Annotated in this window: 10 protein-coding genes; 4 read left to right on the top strand and 6 right to left on the bottom strand. The window is 43.3% G+C overall.

The window, feature by feature from the left end; translation table 11 throughout:
• The first annotated feature begins 47 nt into the window (after positions 1–47).
• Together znuC and znuB are read left to right on the top strand one after the other, a co-directional pair.
• Positions 48–827 (top strand): zinc ABC transporter ATP-binding protein ZnuC, encoded by a 780-nt coding sequence (gene znuC, locus DK428_RS07870; RefSeq protein ID WP_109063543.1) that lies wholly within the window; start codon positions 48–50, stop codon positions 825–827.
• Between the two features lie 4 nt (positions 828–831).
• The gene (znuB, locus tag DK428_RS07865) at positions 832–1,617 is read left to right on the top strand and encodes a zinc ABC transporter permease subunit ZnuB (protein ID WP_109063542.1); all 786 of its coding nucleotides are present in this window, start codon (positions 832–834) and stop codon (positions 1,615–1,617) included.
• A gap of 82 nt (positions 1,618–1,699) precedes the next feature.
• Here the strand turns inward: znuB and metF are convergent, their stop codons facing one another.
• The 3 genes from metF to lptF form a co-directional block, all read right to left on the bottom strand.
• Positions 1,700–2,584, bottom strand: a complete 885-nt coding sequence (metF, locus tag DK428_RS07860) for a methylenetetrahydrofolate reductase (RefSeq protein WP_109063541.1) — start codon at positions 2,582–2,584, stop codon at positions 1,700–1,702.
• A 176-nt stretch (positions 2,585–2,760) separates the two neighbouring features.
• Positions 2,761–3,828 (bottom strand): LPS export ABC transporter permease LptG, encoded by a 1,068-nt coding sequence (gene lptG, locus DK428_RS07855; RefSeq protein ID WP_109063540.1) that lies wholly within the window; start codon positions 3,826–3,828, stop codon positions 2,761–2,763.
• A gap of 5 nt (positions 3,829–3,833) precedes the next feature.
• Positions 3,834–4,940, bottom strand: coding sequence for an LPS export ABC transporter permease LptF (gene lptF, locus DK428_RS07850; protein ID WP_165819764.1), 1,107 nt, complete (start codon positions 4,938–4,940; stop codon positions 3,834–3,836).
• A gap of 153 nt (positions 4,941–5,093) precedes the next feature.
• Here lptF and DK428_RS07845 point away from each other — a divergent pair, with 153 nt between their 5' ends.
• On the top strand, positions 5,094–6,584 hold the full coding sequence (locus tag DK428_RS07845; protein WP_109063538.1) for a leucyl aminopeptidase: 1,491 nt from the start codon (positions 5,094–5,096) through the stop codon (positions 6,582–6,584).
• Positions 6,585–6,749: 165 nt separating this feature from the next.
• Positions 6,750–8,078 (top strand): L-cystine transporter, encoded by a 1,329-nt coding sequence (locus DK428_RS07840; protein ID WP_109063537.1) that lies wholly within the window; start codon positions 6,750–6,752, stop codon positions 8,076–8,078.
• A 95-nt stretch (positions 8,079–8,173) separates the two neighbouring features.
• Here DK428_RS07840 and pbpC read toward each other — a convergent pair whose 3' ends face one another.
• The 3 genes from pbpC to tldD all read right to left on the bottom strand — a co-directional run bounded on the left by pbpC (position 8,174) and on the right by tldD (position 17,911).
• The gene (pbpC, locus tag DK428_RS07835) at positions 8,174–10,534 is read right to left on the bottom strand and encodes a penicillin-binding protein 1C (protein ID WP_109063536.1); all 2,361 of its coding nucleotides are present in this window, start codon (positions 10,532–10,534) and stop codon (positions 8,174–8,176) included.
• A gap of 111 nt (positions 10,535–10,645) precedes the next feature.
• Entirely contained in the window at positions 10,646–16,420 is a 5,775-nt protein-coding gene (locus DK428_RS07830; protein WP_109063535.1) for an alpha-2-macroglobulin family protein, read from the bottom strand.
• Positions 16,421–16,462: 42 nt separating this feature from the next.
• Positions 16,463–17,911, bottom strand: a complete 1,449-nt coding sequence (gene tldD / locus DK428_RS07825) for a metalloprotease TldD (protein WP_109063534.1) — start codon at positions 17,909–17,911, stop codon at positions 16,463–16,465.
• Between the last annotated feature and the right edge of the window lie 207 nt (positions 17,912–18,118).

Raw genomic sequence — 18,118 nt, 5'->3', positions numbered from 1 at the left:
AAAATAAGTTATTTTTAGCGCAATTTTTCCCCAACAGAACAAAAATAATGCAAATTCATGCAATCAAATTACCCTTAGTCGAATTAAAAAATATTAATGTAAAATACGGCCAACAAGTCGCATTAAGCAACATTAATCTGACGATTTACCCCAATTCCATCATTACTATTGTCGGCCCAAACGGCGGGGGAAAATCGACCTTGTTAAAAGTGTTGCTTAAACTACAACAACCTACATCCGGCAAAGTGATTTATAACAAACACATTCGTATTGGTTATGTGCCACAGAAAATCCATTTGGATCACAATCTTCCTATCACTGTTGAGAAATTTTTATCCCTAAAAAAAAGCATCAGTCAGCAAGATATTCAGGAAACAATGGCGTTATTGTCCATCACTCATCTCATGCATAACAGTATGCAAAAGCTCTCCGGCGGTGAAATGCAACGGGTATTATTGGCTCGTGCTATTTTAAATAAACCGAATTTATTGGTCTTAGATGAGCCGACTCAAGGCGTGGATATGACCGGTCAGGCGGAACTCTACCAACTGATCCACCAAACCCAAAAGCGACTTAATTGCGCGATTTTAATGGTGTCCCACGACTTACATATTGTCATGGCGGATACCAATGAAGTGCTTTGTATAAATCAGCATATTTGCTGTGCAGGCACACCGGAAACCGTGTCTAATGACCCGACGTTTATTCACTTTTTCGGTGATCAATTTTCTAAAAATATTGCGGTTTACACCCACCACCATAACCACCGTCATGATATGCACGGCAATATTTGCAACATAGAACCTAAAGAACCACATTCAAGATAACATTATGTTTGATATTCTTTTTCCCGCTTGGCTCACAGGCATAATACTTTCGCTCATCACCGCGCCCCTCGGTGCTTTTGTCGTTTGGCGTAAAATGGCTTACTTTGGTGATACGCTATCCCACTCCGCCCTACTTGGCGTAGCGCTGGGTATTTTTCTGCAAATCAATCCTTATATCGCCATTCTCATACTGACCCTATTGCTTTCCGTTGCGATGGTTTGGTTGGAAAACAACACGCAATTTTCCGTCGATACGTTACTTGGCATCATCGCGCACAGCTGTCTTTCAATCGGCGTTGTTACAGTAGGCTTACTGCAAAATGTGCGGGTAGATTTAATGTCGTATTTATTCGGTGATTTGCTTTCCATTAACTACGAAGATTTGATTTATATCGGCATTGGTGCCGTCATCGTGCTTGCAACATTATTCTATTTTTGGAAACCGCTTATTTCAACCACCATCAGTCCCGAACTGGCGCAAGTGGAAGGCATTAACGTGAAAAGAATGCGCTTTATTTTGATGGTGTTAACGGCGTTAACCATTGCATTAAGCATGAAATTTGTCGGCGCATTGATTATCACCTCTTTGCTCATCATTCCTGCCGCAGCGGCCAAGCGCTTTGCCCGCACACCGGAAAGCATGGTTATCATCGCCAGTATCATCAGCATGATCGCCGTTTCTATGGGCTTAACCTTATCCGCCTATTACGACACCGCCGCCGGCCCATCAGTGGTCATCTGTTCCACCTTCTTGTTTTTATGTTCTTTATTGAAAAAAGAGCAAAGCTAAAATCATCTAAAAAAATGACCGCACTTTATTAAGGAGCATTTAAAGTGCGGTCAGAATCCATAGGATTTTAATTTTCTGCTTACTACAATGTTGGACGAATGCCTAAGGTATGACAAATGGCATAGGTTAATTCACTACGATTTAGTGTATAGAAATGGAAGTCTTTTACACCTTCGCGAGACAACACGCGCACCATATCTATGGCAATACTGGCAGCCACAAGATTACGGGTGGTTTGGTCGTCATCTAAACCTTCATACATTTTTGCCATCCACGCCGGAATACTTACATTGGTTACCGACGCCATTTTTTGTAACTGTTTGAAATTGGTTACCGGTAAAATTCCCGGCACGATTTCCGTATCAATACCAATAGACGCACAACGATCGCGGAAACGTAAATAGCTGTCAATATCAAAGAAGAATTGCGTAATCACATGGTTGGCACCGGCATCAATTTTGCGTTTCAAATTGATTAAATCCGCTTGTGCCGATTTGGCTTCCGGGTGAACTTCCGGATAGGCAGCAACAGAAATATCAAAATCCGCCACAGAACGTAGTAATTCTACTAAATCCGCAGCATAAAATGACTTTTTGCTATAACCGGGCGGTTCGTCTCCGCGTAATGCCACAATGCGACGAATGCCGCTGTCCCAATAATCTTTGGCAATTTTACGCAATTCATCAGGGGTAGCATCAATACCTGTTAAGTGAGGTGCGGCTTCTAAGCCGGTTTGTTGTTTGATGTTTTTCACCACGCTGTGTGTGCGATCACGCTCACCGGAATTGGCGCCATAGGTGACGGAAACAAATTTAGGGTTTAATACTTTTAAACGATGAATGGAATCCCACAAAAGATTTTCCATTTTTTCATTTTTCGGCGGGAAAAACTCAAAGGAAACGTTAATTTTGCCATTCAAATTGGCTAAGTGCTGATTCAAATTATCAATTTCTTTTGCATAACTCATAAAGTTGCCTCATATTTTAATCGGTCTGGAAGATTGGTTTAAATTAAAGAGAAATGGGGTATGTGTCAATTTCAAATATTTCATTAAATGAATGAATAAGATTAATGTGCTGATTAAAAAGCCCGAGACGGTCTCACGGGCTTAAAAACGTTTATAAAAACGACCGCACTTTAGACCTAACTCCGCTTACGTGCCAATAGCCACCAAGTAATCGCCAAGAATAATATGCTCGGCATCAGCGCACCGATTAACGGTGTCGAGTTGTAAACCAAGCTAAATTTACCAAACAACTCGTTTACTACATAGAACAAGAAACCAAAACAAATTCCGATCAGAATCCGTGCACCGGCGGTGACACTACGTAATGGGCCGAAAATAAAAGACAGCGCCAACATCATCATCACGCCTACGGAAATCGGTTGGAACAACTTGCGCCAGTAGGTTAACTCGAAGTTTTTCGAATCCTGCCCCGTTTCTTTTAAGAACGTAATGTAACTGGACAATCCGGAAATTGATAACGACGTTGGTCTTAAGGATGCTACACCCAGTTTGTCAGGGGTTAAATTGGTTTTCCATTCTTCATTTAAGCGGTTGATGGTGTTCACACTATCCGGTTGGATTGTGGATTCATTCACTTGTTTTAACATCCACTTGCCATTATTAAAGGTGGCATGATTGGCGTGTTTTAGTTTTTCCAACCGACGTTGATCGTTAAAGGTGTAAATATAAATATCATGTAATTCCACATCATCGGAAATATTGCGAACATACACGAAGTTGTTGCCATCTTTCGCCCAAATGCCATTTTTCACCGATAACATGGAGCCACCTGAAATGGCTTTGGAACGCATATCACGGGCAAACTGTTCGGTTTGCGGAATACCCCATTCACCAATAATCATCGTCAATAACACCAACGGAATGGTGGTTTTCATCACGGCAAAGCCGATTTGCATACGGGAAAACCCGGAAGCTTGCATGACCACCAACTCACTGCGACTGGCAAGATTACCTAAAGCGATTAACGCGCCCAATAAGGCTGCCATGGGGAAGAAGGTTTCCACGTCTTTTGGCATGGTTAATACGGTGTAGGCAACGGCTTGCAAAATGTCGTAAGTGCCCTTGCCCACGCTACGAAATTGCTCCACAAATTTAATAATCGCAGATAAGCCTACTAACATGAATAACGTGGCAAAAATCGTACCTAAAATGCTTTTACCGATATAGCGTTCTAATGTATTCATAGCGTTTATCCTTGTTTTGCCTCTTGTTTGCCAAAGGAATAACGAATGCGATACATAAACGCACTATTCCAACTATTCAAGAAAATAGCTAAAGCGAAAAAGGCAATATTCACTAGTGGCATAAAAAACGCCGCATCTAATTTGCCCGCGCCCCCGGCGGACTTCAGCGAGCTTTGTAACAAGAAATAAATCAAATATAGCAACAACGCCGGCAACACTTTGGCAAATCGGCCTTGGCGTGGGTTCACGCGGCTTAACGGCACCGCCAACAATGCCATTATCGGCACGGCTAAAATCAAGGTTAAGCGCCAATGAAACTCGGTTTTCATCGCCGGTGTGGTGGCATTCCACAATTGCATGATGTCCATTTCACCCGCCTCATCGATATCATCCGTCACGGTTTTATGACCTAAATAGGCTTGATATTCATCAAAATGCGTAATGCGAAAATCAGGCAAAATCGCTGTGCCTTCAAAACGGTCACTATTTTTCAGATTTAAGATCTGATCGCCGTTCGGCAACGCTTTTAACTCGCCCTTTTCCGCCACAATCACGGAAGGCTTGCTATGTCCCTTGGGTTGGGTTTGGAATACATAAACGTTATTGATTTGATTATCTTGAATGTTATCAATGAACAAAACGAAATCGCTGTTATTGGCTGTCATAAATTGACCGGCGGACAATGCCCCCATATTCGGATTGGCTTTCGCCTCTTCCACAATTTCCATTTGTTTGTGAATCGCCCACGGCGTAAGCCACAATGCATTGTAGGCAGCTACGGCAGCAGTAAATAAAGAAAGGATCAGCACGATTTTAACCAAAATACGTTGACCAATACCGCAAGCGCGCATGACGGTAATTTCACTTTCTGCGTATAACCGCCCAAACGTCAACAGAATGGCGATGAACAAACAAAGCGGCAACATTAATTGCGCCATGGTTGGCATACCCAGCCCAAGCAAGGAAAACACCAAATCGGCGGGAATTTGTCCATTAGCCGCAGAACCCAACACGCGCACCAACTGCTGACAGAAAAAGATCAACAGCAAAATGAACAAAATCGCGATTTGGCTTTTAAAAACTTCTTTCGTTAAATATCTGGTTAAAATCACGTTATTGCCTATTTTTTCTCTTGCAATTTAAGCAAAAGAGATTAAATTCGTTTCGTTTAACAACACGGGCAAATTAAGCATAAGCCCGAAATAATAGGTAGCGTATAATACCCTAATTTTGACATTGAAAACAGAAAAATAAGCGAGGAAAACATGAAGTACAGCGCGCAACAAGCCCCCCTAAACTCATCTGCCGATTGCCTGATTGTAGGCGTTTTTGAAGATAAAACCCTGTCGCCAAGTGCGGTTAAAATTGACGACATTTCGCAAAACTACCTCAGCCGATTGGTAGAAAGCGGCGAAGTCAGCGGAAAATTAGGCGATACCACATTATTACGTCATCTTCCAAACATTGCCGTTGAACGTGTGTTGCTTGTAGGTTGTGGCAAAGCGGGCGAGCTGAATGAATACCAATATAAACAACTTATCCAAAAAACCGTACAGGCTCTAAAAACCACCCAAACCAAAAGTGCGGTCAATTTTTTAACCGAAATTTCCCTTAACCAACGTAATATTTATTGGAACATTCGCTTCGCCATTGAAACGATAGAACAGAATTTATATCAATTCACTCAATTCAAAAGCCAAAAAACATCGGAAAAATCCACCGCACTTTGCGAACTGATTTTTAACGTTGATACCGATGAGCAGGCACTTGCCGAACAAGCGATCCAACATGGTTGCGCCATTGGCTTGGGCGTAAGCCATGCAAAAGATGTGGCAAATTGCCCGCCGAATGTGTGCACCCCTGCTTATTTGGCGGACAAAGCCTTGAGCTTAGCCGAAACCTCGCCGCTGATTAAAACCACCATCATAGGTGAAGCGGAGATGGAAAAATTGGGTATGGGCGCCTATCTTGCTGTATCACGCGGTACGCACAATGAGGCCAAATTATCCATTATGGAATACCGCAATCACCCGAATCCAAACGCCAAACCAATTGTATTGGTGGGTAAAGGATTAACCTTTGATGCCGGTGGTATTTCCCTCAAACCGGCGGCCGACATGGACGAAATGAAATACGACATGTGCGGTGCGGCTTCCGTTTTCGGGGTAATGAATGCCTTAGCACAATTACAACTGCCGTTAAACGTCATCGGCGTGATGGCGGGCTGTGAAAATCTCCCGGACGGCAACGCCTATCGCCCCGGTGACATTCTCACCACCATGAACGGCTTAACCGTGGAAGTCTTAAACACCGACGCGGAAGGCCGCTTGGTGCTGTGTGACACGCTAACTTACGTAGAACGTTTCGATCCTGAAGTGGTCATCGACATTGCCACGTTAACGGGTGCTTGCGTAGTGGCGTTGGGTCAGCATAACAGCGGTTTGGTTTCCACCCATGAGGATATCGCGACTGCCATTGAACGGGCGGCCCAACAAAGCGCCGACAAAGCATGGCGTTTGCCGTTAAGCGAAGAATATCAAGAACAGCTGAAATCCAACTTCGCCGATTTAGCCAACATCGGCGGACGCTGGGGCGGTGCTATCACTGCCGGCGCCTTCCTCTCCAATTTCACGAAGAAATACCCATGGGCGCACCTCGATATCGCCGGTACAGCCTGGTTACAAGGCGCCAATAAAGGCGCAACCGGCCGACCGGTGTCTTTGTTGGTTCAGTTCTTATTAAATCAAGTGAAATAAAAAATATAGCAAAAAACGACCGCACTTTTGAGCGGTCGTTTTTTTAAAAGCGGATTGAAGCCCTCAAACCATACTTTTAGTTATAATTCATATCTAGAATTTATTAGCTTTTTCAGCATGAAATAGCTTTAATCTCAGTGATATTTATTTTTTATGGAGCAAAAAATGTTACTCATTATCTTAGCGATTTTTGCCTTAGCCTTGGTTTTCCTTGGTTATTTATACAAGAAAACGGAAAAATTAGGACAAACGGTTTTCATCGGTTTATTACTGGGCTTGGGTGCCGGTGCATTGTTGCAATCCCTTGCCGAGCAGGATTTGATCACATCCGCCCTAGATTGGATCAATCTTGTGGGTAGTGGCTATGTACGATTGTTACAAATGATTGTCATGCCGTTGGTATTTGTCTCTATTTTATCGGCGATTACCCGCTTAAATCAGGCAAGCTCCTTGGGCAAAATCAGCTTTAGCGTGCTCTCCGTGTTATTAATCACCACCGCGATTGCGGCATTTATCGGCATTATCATGGTGTATGTGTTTGGTTTAACCGCTGAAGGCTTGATAGCCGGCGAACGGGAGTTAGCGGCACAAGCGAAAGTCTTGGGACGGGTGGATCAAGTGAGCAATCTAACAATTCCGGCCATGTTACTTTCCTTTATCCCGAAAAATCCGTTTGCGGAATTAACCGGCGCCAACCCAACGTCCATTATCAGTACGGTCATTTTTGCCGCGTTCCTCGGCGTGGCTGCGTTGAGTTTACGCAAAGAAGATCAGGTATTGGGTGAACGCATTGCCCAAGGCGTGGAAACATTAAATAAATTGGTTTCCCGCTTGGTTCGCTTCGTCATTCGCTTAACGCCATACGGCGTGTTCGCATTAATGATTAAAATCGCAGCGACTTCAAAATGGACGGATATTTTGAATTTAGGCACGTTCATCATTGCCTCTTATGTCGCGATTATTTTGATGTTTATCGTACACGGTGTGTTGCTTGCCTTCTCCGGCATTAACCCGATCGACTATTTCAAGAAAGTGATGCCAACCCTAGCCTTCGCCTTTAGCTCCCGCTCAAGTGCGGCAACCATTCCGTTAAACATCGAAACCCAAACGGACAAACTCGGCAACACCCCGGCCATCGCCAACTTCTCCGCCACCTTCGGCGCCACCATCGGACAAAACGGTTGCGCAGGGATTTATCCGGCAATGCTCGCCGTGATGATTGCCCCAACCGTCGGCGTGGATCCGTTTAGCCTGAGCTACATAGCTACCTTGGTTCTTGTCGTTGCCATTTCCTCCTTCGGTATTGCCGGCGTAGGCGGCGGCGCAACCTTTGCGGCTATCGTGGTGCTATCCACCCTAAATTTACCGCTGGAACTTGTCGGCTTGCTCATCTCTATCGAACCGCTCATCGACATGGGGCGCACCGCCTTAAACGTCAACGGTGCCATGACAGCCGGAACCTTAAGCAGCAAGTGGTTAAAGCTAAAAAACTAAGTCTGTTCATTTAAAAACACGAAAAAAATCACCGCACTTTGGCTTACCAATGAAAGTGCGGTGATTTTTTTAGGCGATTAATACGCCGTATTTCGCTAGAACCCTAAAATCACATCTACACTCATCGTTGTACTATGCCCCTGATCATCGACAGCGGTGATTTGGTAGGTGCCGCTTTTAGTGGGTTTCCAGAGGAAAGTTTTGGATGAGAGGCTTTCGCCTAAATAGGCATTATTGATAAACCAATACAAATGTTGGATTTCACCTGATGTGGTGGCGATAAGCGGAATATGGTTTTCAGGGTTGTTTGGATGAATGTGATAAGTACGATTTTCTAATGGCGAATTAATTCGCAACGGATTTTGCGTGATCTGTTGTAAAGAGTGATTTTGCTGTTCGTAAGGGCATTCAACATTCACCATCGGATTACGTTTCATAATCCCGGCTTGAGCAAAGAGCTTTTGATAATCGGTGCTCCAGATTTCATAGATTTTTTGTTCCGTTTGATCGTTCGGATCGTTTTCACATGCCAACATGTCGGTGCCTTTTCGCACGCGTAATTGTTGATAAATATGACTCACTTGAATCGGTGATTTACCGGGGATAAACAGGGTTTGGGTGAGTTGCTGACAATGTTGGTTCGGTAAATTACCATCGGCGGCACAAACAGGCACATCCGTTAAATTTAATCCTTCGCGTTTTAATGGGTCTTTCATGTTCGGATATTGCGCAATAATGCCGTCTGCCAGTTGTAAAAATAACGGCGTTGCAAGACGACGGCCGATAAATTGCGGATTGCTTTTATTATTAAAATAACCAAACCACACCACCAGTGTGTAATTGCCAAAATAACCTACCGTCCACGCATCGCGTAAGCCATTAGACGTGCCGGTTTTCCAATATAGCGGCAGTTTTGTTTTAATGGATTTATTATAAATATCGGGACGAATATTTTGCCTTAGCATATCGCTCACCATGTAGCTACTTTCGGCGCTAAGCAAACGTGCGCCTTGAGTAGCCACTGGATTCTTTAATAATTGCAGCGGTTGCCATTGACCTTGGTTGACCAAGGCGGCGTATAACTCTGCTAACTGCTGCATGGAAAGTTCTGCCCCGCCTAACACTAAAGACAAACCATAATGTTGTTTATTTTTGGGCAGAGAAATATTTGCCAGTTTTAATAAATCATAAAGATCAGGTTGCTTCAGCCGCTGTGCCATTTCTACCGCAGGAATATTGCGACTTTGCAGCAACGCCTGAGTTACCGTCACCGGCCCGAGGAAATTGCCTTCATAATTTTCCGGTTGATAATCGGCGAAATTGGTGGGTAAATCCTTCAAAATGGTTTTTGGATGCGCCAAGCCTTGATCAAATGCTAAGCCATAAATAAAGGGTTTCAGCGTCGAACCGTAGGATCGCTTCGCTAAGGTACCGTTAATTTGACCGCTGATTTGTGTATTGAAATAATCTCCCGAACCAACTAACGCTTTAATTTGCATGGTGCGATTATCTACCACCAACACCGCCATATTGGTCACGCCATAATGTTTTTGTTGGGCTAAATAACGTCGGCTAATACGCTCTACCAAGCGTTGCAAACCACTATTTAGACTGGTGACAATTTGTCCGTTTTGAATCACATCACTGTCGGCGTAATATTGCAACACTTGATCGGTAAAGTGCGGTGCAAAAAACGGGAGTTTTTCTAAAGAACGCAAGGGGTAATTCAAGGTGAAATGAGATTGCCATTGTCTATCTTGCGGATGTTCGGTAATCCAACGTTGATATAACTTATTGCGTGCGTTAAACAGCTGCGGATTAAGCTGATTATTATTCTGTTGAATATAGCCGTTAGGGTTTTTCGGCAAAATCGCCAAAATCATCGCTTCTGCCAAATTCAGGTTTTTATTGGCTTTATTGAAATAAATCAGACTGGCGGTGCCGGCACCTTCGACATTGCGGCCATAAGGCGCAAAATTGAAATAGGCCTCAAGAATGTCATGTTTGGAATATTGCAATTCAAGTTGAATCGCGCGTAAGATTTGTTCAATTTTTCCACTAATTTTACGACTATCAATGTCCCACAAAATCCGTGCCAACTGCATCGTAATGGTAGATCCGCCCTGTGGCGTTCCACCCAATAAATAAGTCTGCGTCGCCCCACGCAATAAACCATAAGGATTGACACCAAAATGGTAATAAAACCATTCGTCTTCTTGAAATAACACTGCCTCAATGAGTTGTGGAGAAAGCTGTTCCAAAGGCGTCCAAAGGCGATATTTCTGATCTTTCGCTGTGGTTAAACGCAACAGATTTTGCTGTTCGTCATACACGGCAACTGAATAAGGAAAACGTTGTTTTAACGGTTCGTGAGGCAGAAAACGAATGAGTAAGCCTATGCCAAGGAGGAATGATAACAATAAAAGGAAATAGATTCTTTTTCGAGATTTTGGCATAGGGTTGGGATAATGATGCTTTCAAACCTGTGAGGTTTGCGTTTAAAAATAGCAAATTTTGATAATAAAAAATAATCCTCTCCGCTAACTCACGGAGAGGATTGCCGCTTGTTATTGAACCACTTCAATATAACCTTTATCGGCAGATTGGGCGTTCACTGCACGGTTATACATATTTTCCGCATAAGCGCGTGGAATTTGGAATTTCCCCGTATTCACCGCTTTTAATTGGTAATTGATCACCGTTGTAGTGTCTCCTACTGTGCCGTAACTCAACATACGATCTTCGCGCAAATCACGATGTGCAAAATCAAAGATATAAATGACATCATCCTCTTTTGCATGAATATTGTCTTCATCGTTATTACTACGGCTGACCACTTCAAAACCTGCCGGATATAAATCGGTAATCACCATATCCTGCTGTACATTTTGCAGAGATCGTACTTTCACTTGAACGTTAACCACATCACCCAGTTTCACGGAAGTTACCGGTTTGCCATCTTTATCAGTATAAGTGCGGTCGATTTCTACACCGTTTTTAATTGCCTCGGCTTTCGGTTGCTGCACATAGCCGGCTTGGCTGATGGCATACCAGGCTTTTTGTTCACTTTGGTTTACAAAGTTTAATTGCGCTTTATCGGCATCGACCTCAGCAGATAAGAACACACCTTGTAATTGACCGATATCTTGTCCATTTTGTTGAATATGCAGCTTCGCCAATTGTTTCGGATGCTGTTTACCGTAGGCATCTAAGGCAAGTAACACCATGGAGGAAGATAAAGTGTTATAACGTTCTTCATTCAAATCCTGCACAATGCTATTAAGCAAGGTGTCGGACAATTTTTCTGCCTGTTCAGGGAAATGGCGGGCTAATACATATAACACGGCACTTTTTTCAATCAATGGATCAAGATAATAGCTATAGCTCCATTTATCTTGCGATTGTAAATCACTGAATTTTGCCATCACATCGCTAATCAGCATATCCGCATCTTGTTCTTGTTTCACCAATTGATAAGCACCTGCCAGCCAAGCAACGGTTAAATCGGATTGCCATTCTTCCGCTTTAAAGTTGCGATCTAACAAGCTACGAATAGACATTAAACTGTCGCTAGGTACTTGTCCTAAACGTGCTAATAAATAGGTAGCATAGGCGCGTTGACGTAACATTGGTAAATCATCCGAGCTGTCAGGGCGACTTAAGCGCTCTAAGGCACTGACCGCCTTATTAAATAACCCGTTTGGTGTTATCCAAGCCGCAGGTAATTTCACACCGTGTTCTTGTGCTTCAATTAAGAAATGTGCCACATAAGCGGTCAAGAAAGCATCGTTGCCATCTAAGCCAGACCATAAGCCGAAACCGTCATCCGTCGTTTGACGCTCCGGCAACAGGCTAAAGACACGTAACAGGTTTTTGTTAAGTTGTTCTTTGTTGGCTTGAAGGGCTTGGGTATCACCTACTTGAGATAATACGCCTAGCAAGCTTTGATACTCCGGATTATTGGCAAATAACAAATTAGGCATCGCCGCACTAATAATTTGCTCGGTACATAAGTTATCGTAGTTACCTAAATAACTGCTTATCCCTTGTGCCAACACCAATGGTGCAGGTGAAATTAATGCCGTTTGTTTACGGCTCTGCGGGAACAATACTGCAGGCAATTCGGTTTCTGCCTGTTTATTTGACGCAACTTCACCGACTTTGATGAATTGTTGTTTTGCCGTCAACGGACGTACAGAAATGTGATATTTACGTTCTGCTTGCGCCGGTTGCTGGTGCTCATCTAAATAAGCGGCGGTGAAATATAAAATACCGGAACCCAGATGATCGGTAGCCTTTAATTTGAAATCAACCGAACCTTCACTCATTGGCGCCAACGTAATAGAGGTCTGCGCGTTGTTTAATAAACGGAATTGTGGCGCGGTATTTAGCTGAATCAAAATGTTTTGTTCGCTTTTCGTATTATTGGCAACGCTTAAACTCACTTGCGCTTCATCATTCGGAGCCAAGGTAATCGGTGCAGTTGGCGATAAAACCACATCATCCCGCACTAAGGTTTCACTTTGTCCGATATTCATTTGTGCACCGTCATTCGTCACGGCAATGGCCATGACTTTTAAATTACCGTTAAAGCCTTGTGGAACACGATAACTCACTGTTTTGCTACCGTCCACATCCACAATATCCGACCAAAAGACGATCGGTTTATCGACTTTGCGCTTAAACGGATTGGTATTTGCCGCTACTTTCGCCGCCATAGCCATTTCAAGAGTGGCGTCACCACCGGTTTGGGCGTATTGCAACACTTTACGGAACTCCGGCAGGATTAAATCCAGAATTTGCAAGGTTTCAACTTGTAATGCGTATTTCGGGAAGAAGAATTTCAACGGTTCTGCCTGTTGATAACCGGCGACCTGTAAAATCCCTTCATTCACGGCATAAATAATTGCTTTACTCGGTTTATTGGTCGTTAATGTAAGATCCACTTTTTCACCGGATTTCACCATTTTTGGCGCGCTGACATTCATTTCTAAACGGTGATTGTTCACGTTCACACTAAATGGCGCAACGCCATAGCTTAATGGGCTGGTGAAAATATCATCAGATTTCATATCACGGGAGAATTGCACGTTGATATAACCACTGCCCTCAAAATTATCAGGAATTCTGATTCTTTGAACAGAGCGGTTAGTGGTGGATTTAAACCATTGATGGGCATAAACACGATCACGTTCAATGGTAATTAAGCCGCTACCTGCATAAGGTGCATTAATTGCCACTTCAATTTCTTCACCCGGCATAAATTGTTTTTTGTTTAAATTCAATTTTAGCTCGGTGTTTTTATCCATAGCCACCGTCACATTGCTGTTACCGATGACGGTGTAAGGAATACGGTTTACGGTTTCGCCATATTGATTGTTAATCACCAATACGAAATCACCGCTACGTTCCGTATTTAAACTCACTTCGGAACCGACACGATTAATCGCCAACGGTTGTTCACTGATCTGCGTTTCTACCATTTTGGATTCGTATTTATACGCACCGGATGCTTGCTCTGTTAATACGGAAACATATTTGCGCTCCATTAACACCGCACTTAAACCTTCAACGGAGACTTTTTGCAGACTTGGGTCAATGGCAATTAAGCTGACTTTATTTTCGCTGTTTTCTCTTAAATAGCTTAAATCTTGTGAACTGCTGTAACCCACTAACCAAGGCTGAGCAGACACTAAAATAGATTGCACTTTGGACACACCACGGCCACTGTTGTTTTCATAACCGTCTGCCGTGAAATACAACATTTGCACGGTATTTTCCGCTTCTTGTGCCAAATTTAAGGCAAAGGTCGCATTGCCGTTATTATCGGTCACCTGATCTTGTAGCTCTCGCTCCAACAGGATCGCGTCTTTATTCCGTTGATTATCATAGAATTGATAATCTTTGTATTCCGGGAAACTTGGGAAGATGGAATGCAACATAATATTTGCACTCACTTTACGTTGTTGTGCCGGGGTACCGAATAAATTGGTTAAATGCACGGTAGCTTTTAAATCTTGTGGTGCAACCCAAGCCAATTTTTGTTCGCCGTTAAAACCGGTATTGATTTTCAAGGTATCCGGTTCGAATTCCTGCACTTGGAAGATCATTGATCCTACTTCGGTTTGCTCTTGTCCTTGAGCAATATAAACCCGCGCAGACCATTCGCCTGTTTCCGCATTTCCCTCTAAGGAATAATTCAGGCTGTTCAAACCACTCTCATTGACACGAATATTCTTCTGCCAAAGGATTTTGCCTGATGGCGAAGTCAATTCCACCACTAACGGCACACCCGCTAAGGATTTCTGCCAATCCAAGGCTTTACTGATAATCCCGATATAAAGAGATTCGCCCGGACGATAAATGCCACGATCATTAAACACAAAGGCTTTGATAGCATTTTGTTCCTGTGAAATTTCTTGACCGCGAATGTCAAAGCGAGAGAAATTTAAAGTGCGGTCGGATTTATTAATAGGCAAGAAAGATTGATCTGCTCCGAGAGTCACCAAATACATCACAGGTTCCAATTCCTGTTTGTAATTTTCCAAAGATGGCAACAACGCCACGCCTTGGCGGTTGGTATATTGGGAAGCAATTACCGTGTTATTACGGGAAATAACTTTCACCGTTGCACCGGATACCGGATCACCACTTGCAAGAGATTGCACAAACACGGATTGAGCGCCATCGGCGGCTTTTTTGGCGATAATGCCTAAATCCGTTAACACCACCAAACGATAATCGACTTTTTGCGACTCTTGCTCGGAATAATAGTCGTATTCTGACGTTTCATCGGAATCTTTCAATTTGTTGCTATTGTCATCATTGGAAGAATCATCGCCGGAAGTGACCGCACTTGCTTTCACCCAAAAGATCCCTTGTTTTGGCAAGCCCTTTTGATTCAAATCGACACTCAGATAATCGGATTTGCGCGGTTCACTATTGTTGACAACCAAGGTTTCTGTTTTGAAATTGGCAATATCATCAAATTTCAAACGGCCTAAATCCGGTTTTTGAAAACTGCCGGAATTTAAATTGGCAATATGACGTAACTGCTCGCCTTGGACGCTGCCAATATCTAATCGAACATTATCCGCATTACGCACTGCAAGAGTGAGTTTGCCGTCACCATATTGAGATAGCAACGCCCCTTTGCCCACAAAGCTGATATAGGTTGGATAATTCGGGGCGCATTGTAAATCGCCCACAGCATCTTTAAGTTGATAGCCGCCTAATGCCGTAAATTTATTCTCCAATTGCAAATACACACAACGACCTTCCGGAATATCAAAACGGAAAGACTGTGCTTTGGCATAAGGTTGTTCACTTGGAATGAGTGCAGGCTGAATGCGTTCGCCTTTATTTACCATGGCTTCCGTCAGTTTCGTACGGGAATAACTTTGACCTTCAGGCAATTCCGGCAATAGCACAGTAATTAAATTATCGGCAATATCCTTACCCTTCACACCATAGTTAAAATTGAGGGTTAATACCTGTTCCGCTTCATCGCGTTCATTATTAATAATTTTGAAATAGTTATCGGAATTATCCAAACTGTATTTAGTTGGCACTGCCACCAGCTCCGACACACCTTTTTCTAAGGTATTCACCCCGGTTTTAGCACGTAACGTCTGACTGATTTTGGTTTCGACAAATTGATTTGGTTGGGAGGATAAGCCCAATTCATCCGAACTAATCCACGCTTCTAATTTGTTGTCGGAATAATTAATTTTGAATTTCAGCGGATTAATCATATCAAGCGATTTATCTTGATTTTGACGCACCAAATTCACCTCTACCGCTTTTTCTAATTCTTTCGGTTCAATCGGGTTAGAGAAAGTGAAGTGTGCTAAAGAATGGCGAATATGTGCCAGATTAGGATCTTGGTAAAATTCAACATCGGATTGCGTAACACGAAATGGCTCGGTTTTGACGGCGTGAGTTCCCACTACCGATTTGGCATAAGTGAGGCTTGGATTTAATGCGATTTTTTCTAACGTAATTTTATATTCTTGCCCGGTCGGCCAATCTTGGTTCGGGGTAAACGTTAATAAATGATCGTTTTTCCACACCCATTTCCCCTCAATGGCGGGTTCAATTTTCACACCTTGATTGATTTCCCCTTTTACTTTGTCAATCGGTGCAACGCTACCGCTAAACTCAATATTCAGTGGGTAAATCACGCTTGGCGTTTGTTCATAATCGCTCTGTTGAATGCGATTAAATTTTACGGTGATCGCGTTGGTATCATTTATTTTTTGTTGTTCGTACCAATAAACGCCACCACCTGTAACAGCTAACGCAATGATGCCCACTACTGCAAATTTCGTTTTGCCTACCATAGGACTTTCTCCATTCCTTAAATTAATAGTTGTTAAATTAGGTTAATTTGTACCGCCCACGGTAATTTGGTCAATTTTCAATGCCGGTTGCCCCACGCCTACCGGAACACTTTGCCCCTCTTTACCGCAAGTGCCAACACCATGATCCAATTCCACTTCATCGGCAACCATAGACACATTTTGCATCACTTCAATACCGCTACCGATTAACGTTGCGCCCTTCACTGGCTTGGTGATTTTTCCTTTTTCGATCAAATAGGCTTCGGACGTGGAGAACACGAATTTGCCGGAAGTAATATCCACTTGGCCGCTACCAAAGTGCGGTGCAAAAATGCCGTGTTCTACAGACGCCACCAGATCCTCAAATTTATCTTTGCCTGCCAACATATAGGTATTGGTCATGCGCGGCATTGGCAAATGCGCATAGGATTCACGACGTCCATTGCCTGTCGGTTGCACGCCCATCAAACGGGCATTCATTTTATCTTGCATGTATTTCTGCAAAATACCGTCTTTAATTAACAGGTTATATTGGCCGAGTACGCCTTCATCATCTACAGTGACGGATCCACGACGATCCATTAAGGTGCCGTCATCCACGATCGTGCATAGCGGCGAAGTGACTAATTCACCAATTTTGCCGGTAAACAATGAGCTTTCTTTACGATTAAAATCACCTTCCAAACCGTGCCCAACCGCTTCGTGTAATAACACCCCCGGCCAACCGGCGCCCAACACCACAGGCATTAATCCTGCAGGAGCGGCCACCGCGCCTAAATTCACCAATGCTTGACGCACAGATTCTTTCGCAAAATAGACCGCTCTTTGTTCGCCTTTATAGCTCTCAAAGAACCATTCCAAACCGAAACGACCGCCTGCGCCCGCACTGCCACGCTCACGCTTACCGTCTTGCTCTACCAACACGGAAACCGATAAACGAATGAGTGGGCGAATATCTGCCGCCAAGGTGCCGTCAGTAGCTGCCACCAACATTTCCTCATACACCATACTTAAACCGGCATTTACCTGCACCACTCGCGGGTCTTCCGCGCGGGCGGTTCTATCCACCAAACGCAATAATTCAATTTTTTGCTCTTGACTTAAACTGTATAGCGGGTTAATCAGCTGATAACGCAAAGGTGCATCCACCGGATTAAATCTCACCGGTAGAATAAAATTACACTGAGAAGGTTCCGCAATACCACGCACAGCCTGTGCGCATTGTTGCAAATTGGCTAAATTAATTTGATCAGAATAGGCAAACCCGGTTTTCTCACCGCTTACTGCACGGACGCCTACGCCACCATCAATATGGAAACCGCCCTCTTTAATAATGCCATCTTCTAACACCCAATTTTCATCTTGGCTAAGTTGAAAATACAAATCCGCATAATCCACATTGCGCTGCGCCAACGTGTCAAACACATTCGGCAAATCGGACAATGTCAAATTGTTACGGGCTAATAGGGAGTCAGTCACTTGTTTTAACATGAAATCACACTCAAAAATAAATCAAAAAAGTTGAGAAAATTGCGTGAAATTATAACGTATTTTCCGCAAAAACCGAAAAAGAAAGTTAGCTAAAATAGGTTACAGATTTATTTTTGAGGCAATTAGAGAGAGAATAAAAAGTGCGGTCATTTTTTGAAGTATTTCGACATTATGTAGCAGTTGCACAAAGCTGAAACGACGGTCACT

Origin of the sequence: Aggregatibacter kilianii, assembly GCF_003130255.1 — a bacterium.
Lineage (GTDB): Bacteria > Pseudomonadota > Gammaproteobacteria > Enterobacterales > Pasteurellaceae > Aggregatibacter > Aggregatibacter kilianii.
The sequence above is the reverse complement of the archived record's forward strand: the minus strand, read 5'-3'. Positions and strand labels throughout refer to the sequence as shown.

What these genes read in the sequence shown, in the direction of transcription:
- znuC (WP_109063543.1), top strand. Translation starts at nt 48, where the DNA reads ATGCAAATTCATGCAATCAAATTACCCTTAGTCGAATTAAAAAATATT.
- znuB (WP_109063542.1), top strand. Translation starts at nt 832, where the DNA reads ATGTTTGATATTCTTTTTCCCGCTTGGCTCACAGGCATAATACTTTCG.
- metF (WP_109063541.1), bottom strand. Translation starts at nt 2,584, where the DNA reads ATGAGTTATGCAAAAGAAATTGATAATTTGAATCAGCACTTAGCCAAT.
- lptG (WP_109063540.1), bottom strand. Translation starts at nt 3,828, where the DNA reads ATGAATACATTAGAACGCTATATCGGTAAAAGCATTTTAGGTACGATT.
- DK428_RS07845 (WP_109063538.1), top strand. Translation starts at nt 5,094, where the DNA reads ATGAAGTACAGCGCGCAACAAGCCCCCCTAAACTCATCTGCCGATTGC.
- DK428_RS07840 (WP_109063537.1), top strand. Translation starts at nt 6,750, where the DNA reads ATGTTACTCATTATCTTAGCGATTTTTGCCTTAGCCTTGGTTTTCCTT.
- pbpC (WP_109063536.1), bottom strand. Translation starts at nt 10,534, where the DNA reads ATGCCAAAATCTCGAAAAAGAATCTATTTCCTTTTATTGTTATCATTC.
- DK428_RS07830 (WP_109063535.1), bottom strand. Translation starts at nt 16,420, where the DNA reads ATGGTAGGCAAAACGAAATTTGCAGTAGTGGGCATCATTGCGTTAGCT.
- tldD (WP_109063534.1), bottom strand. Translation starts at nt 17,911, where the DNA reads ATGTTAAAACAAGTGACTGACTCCCTATTAGCCCGTAACAATTTGACA.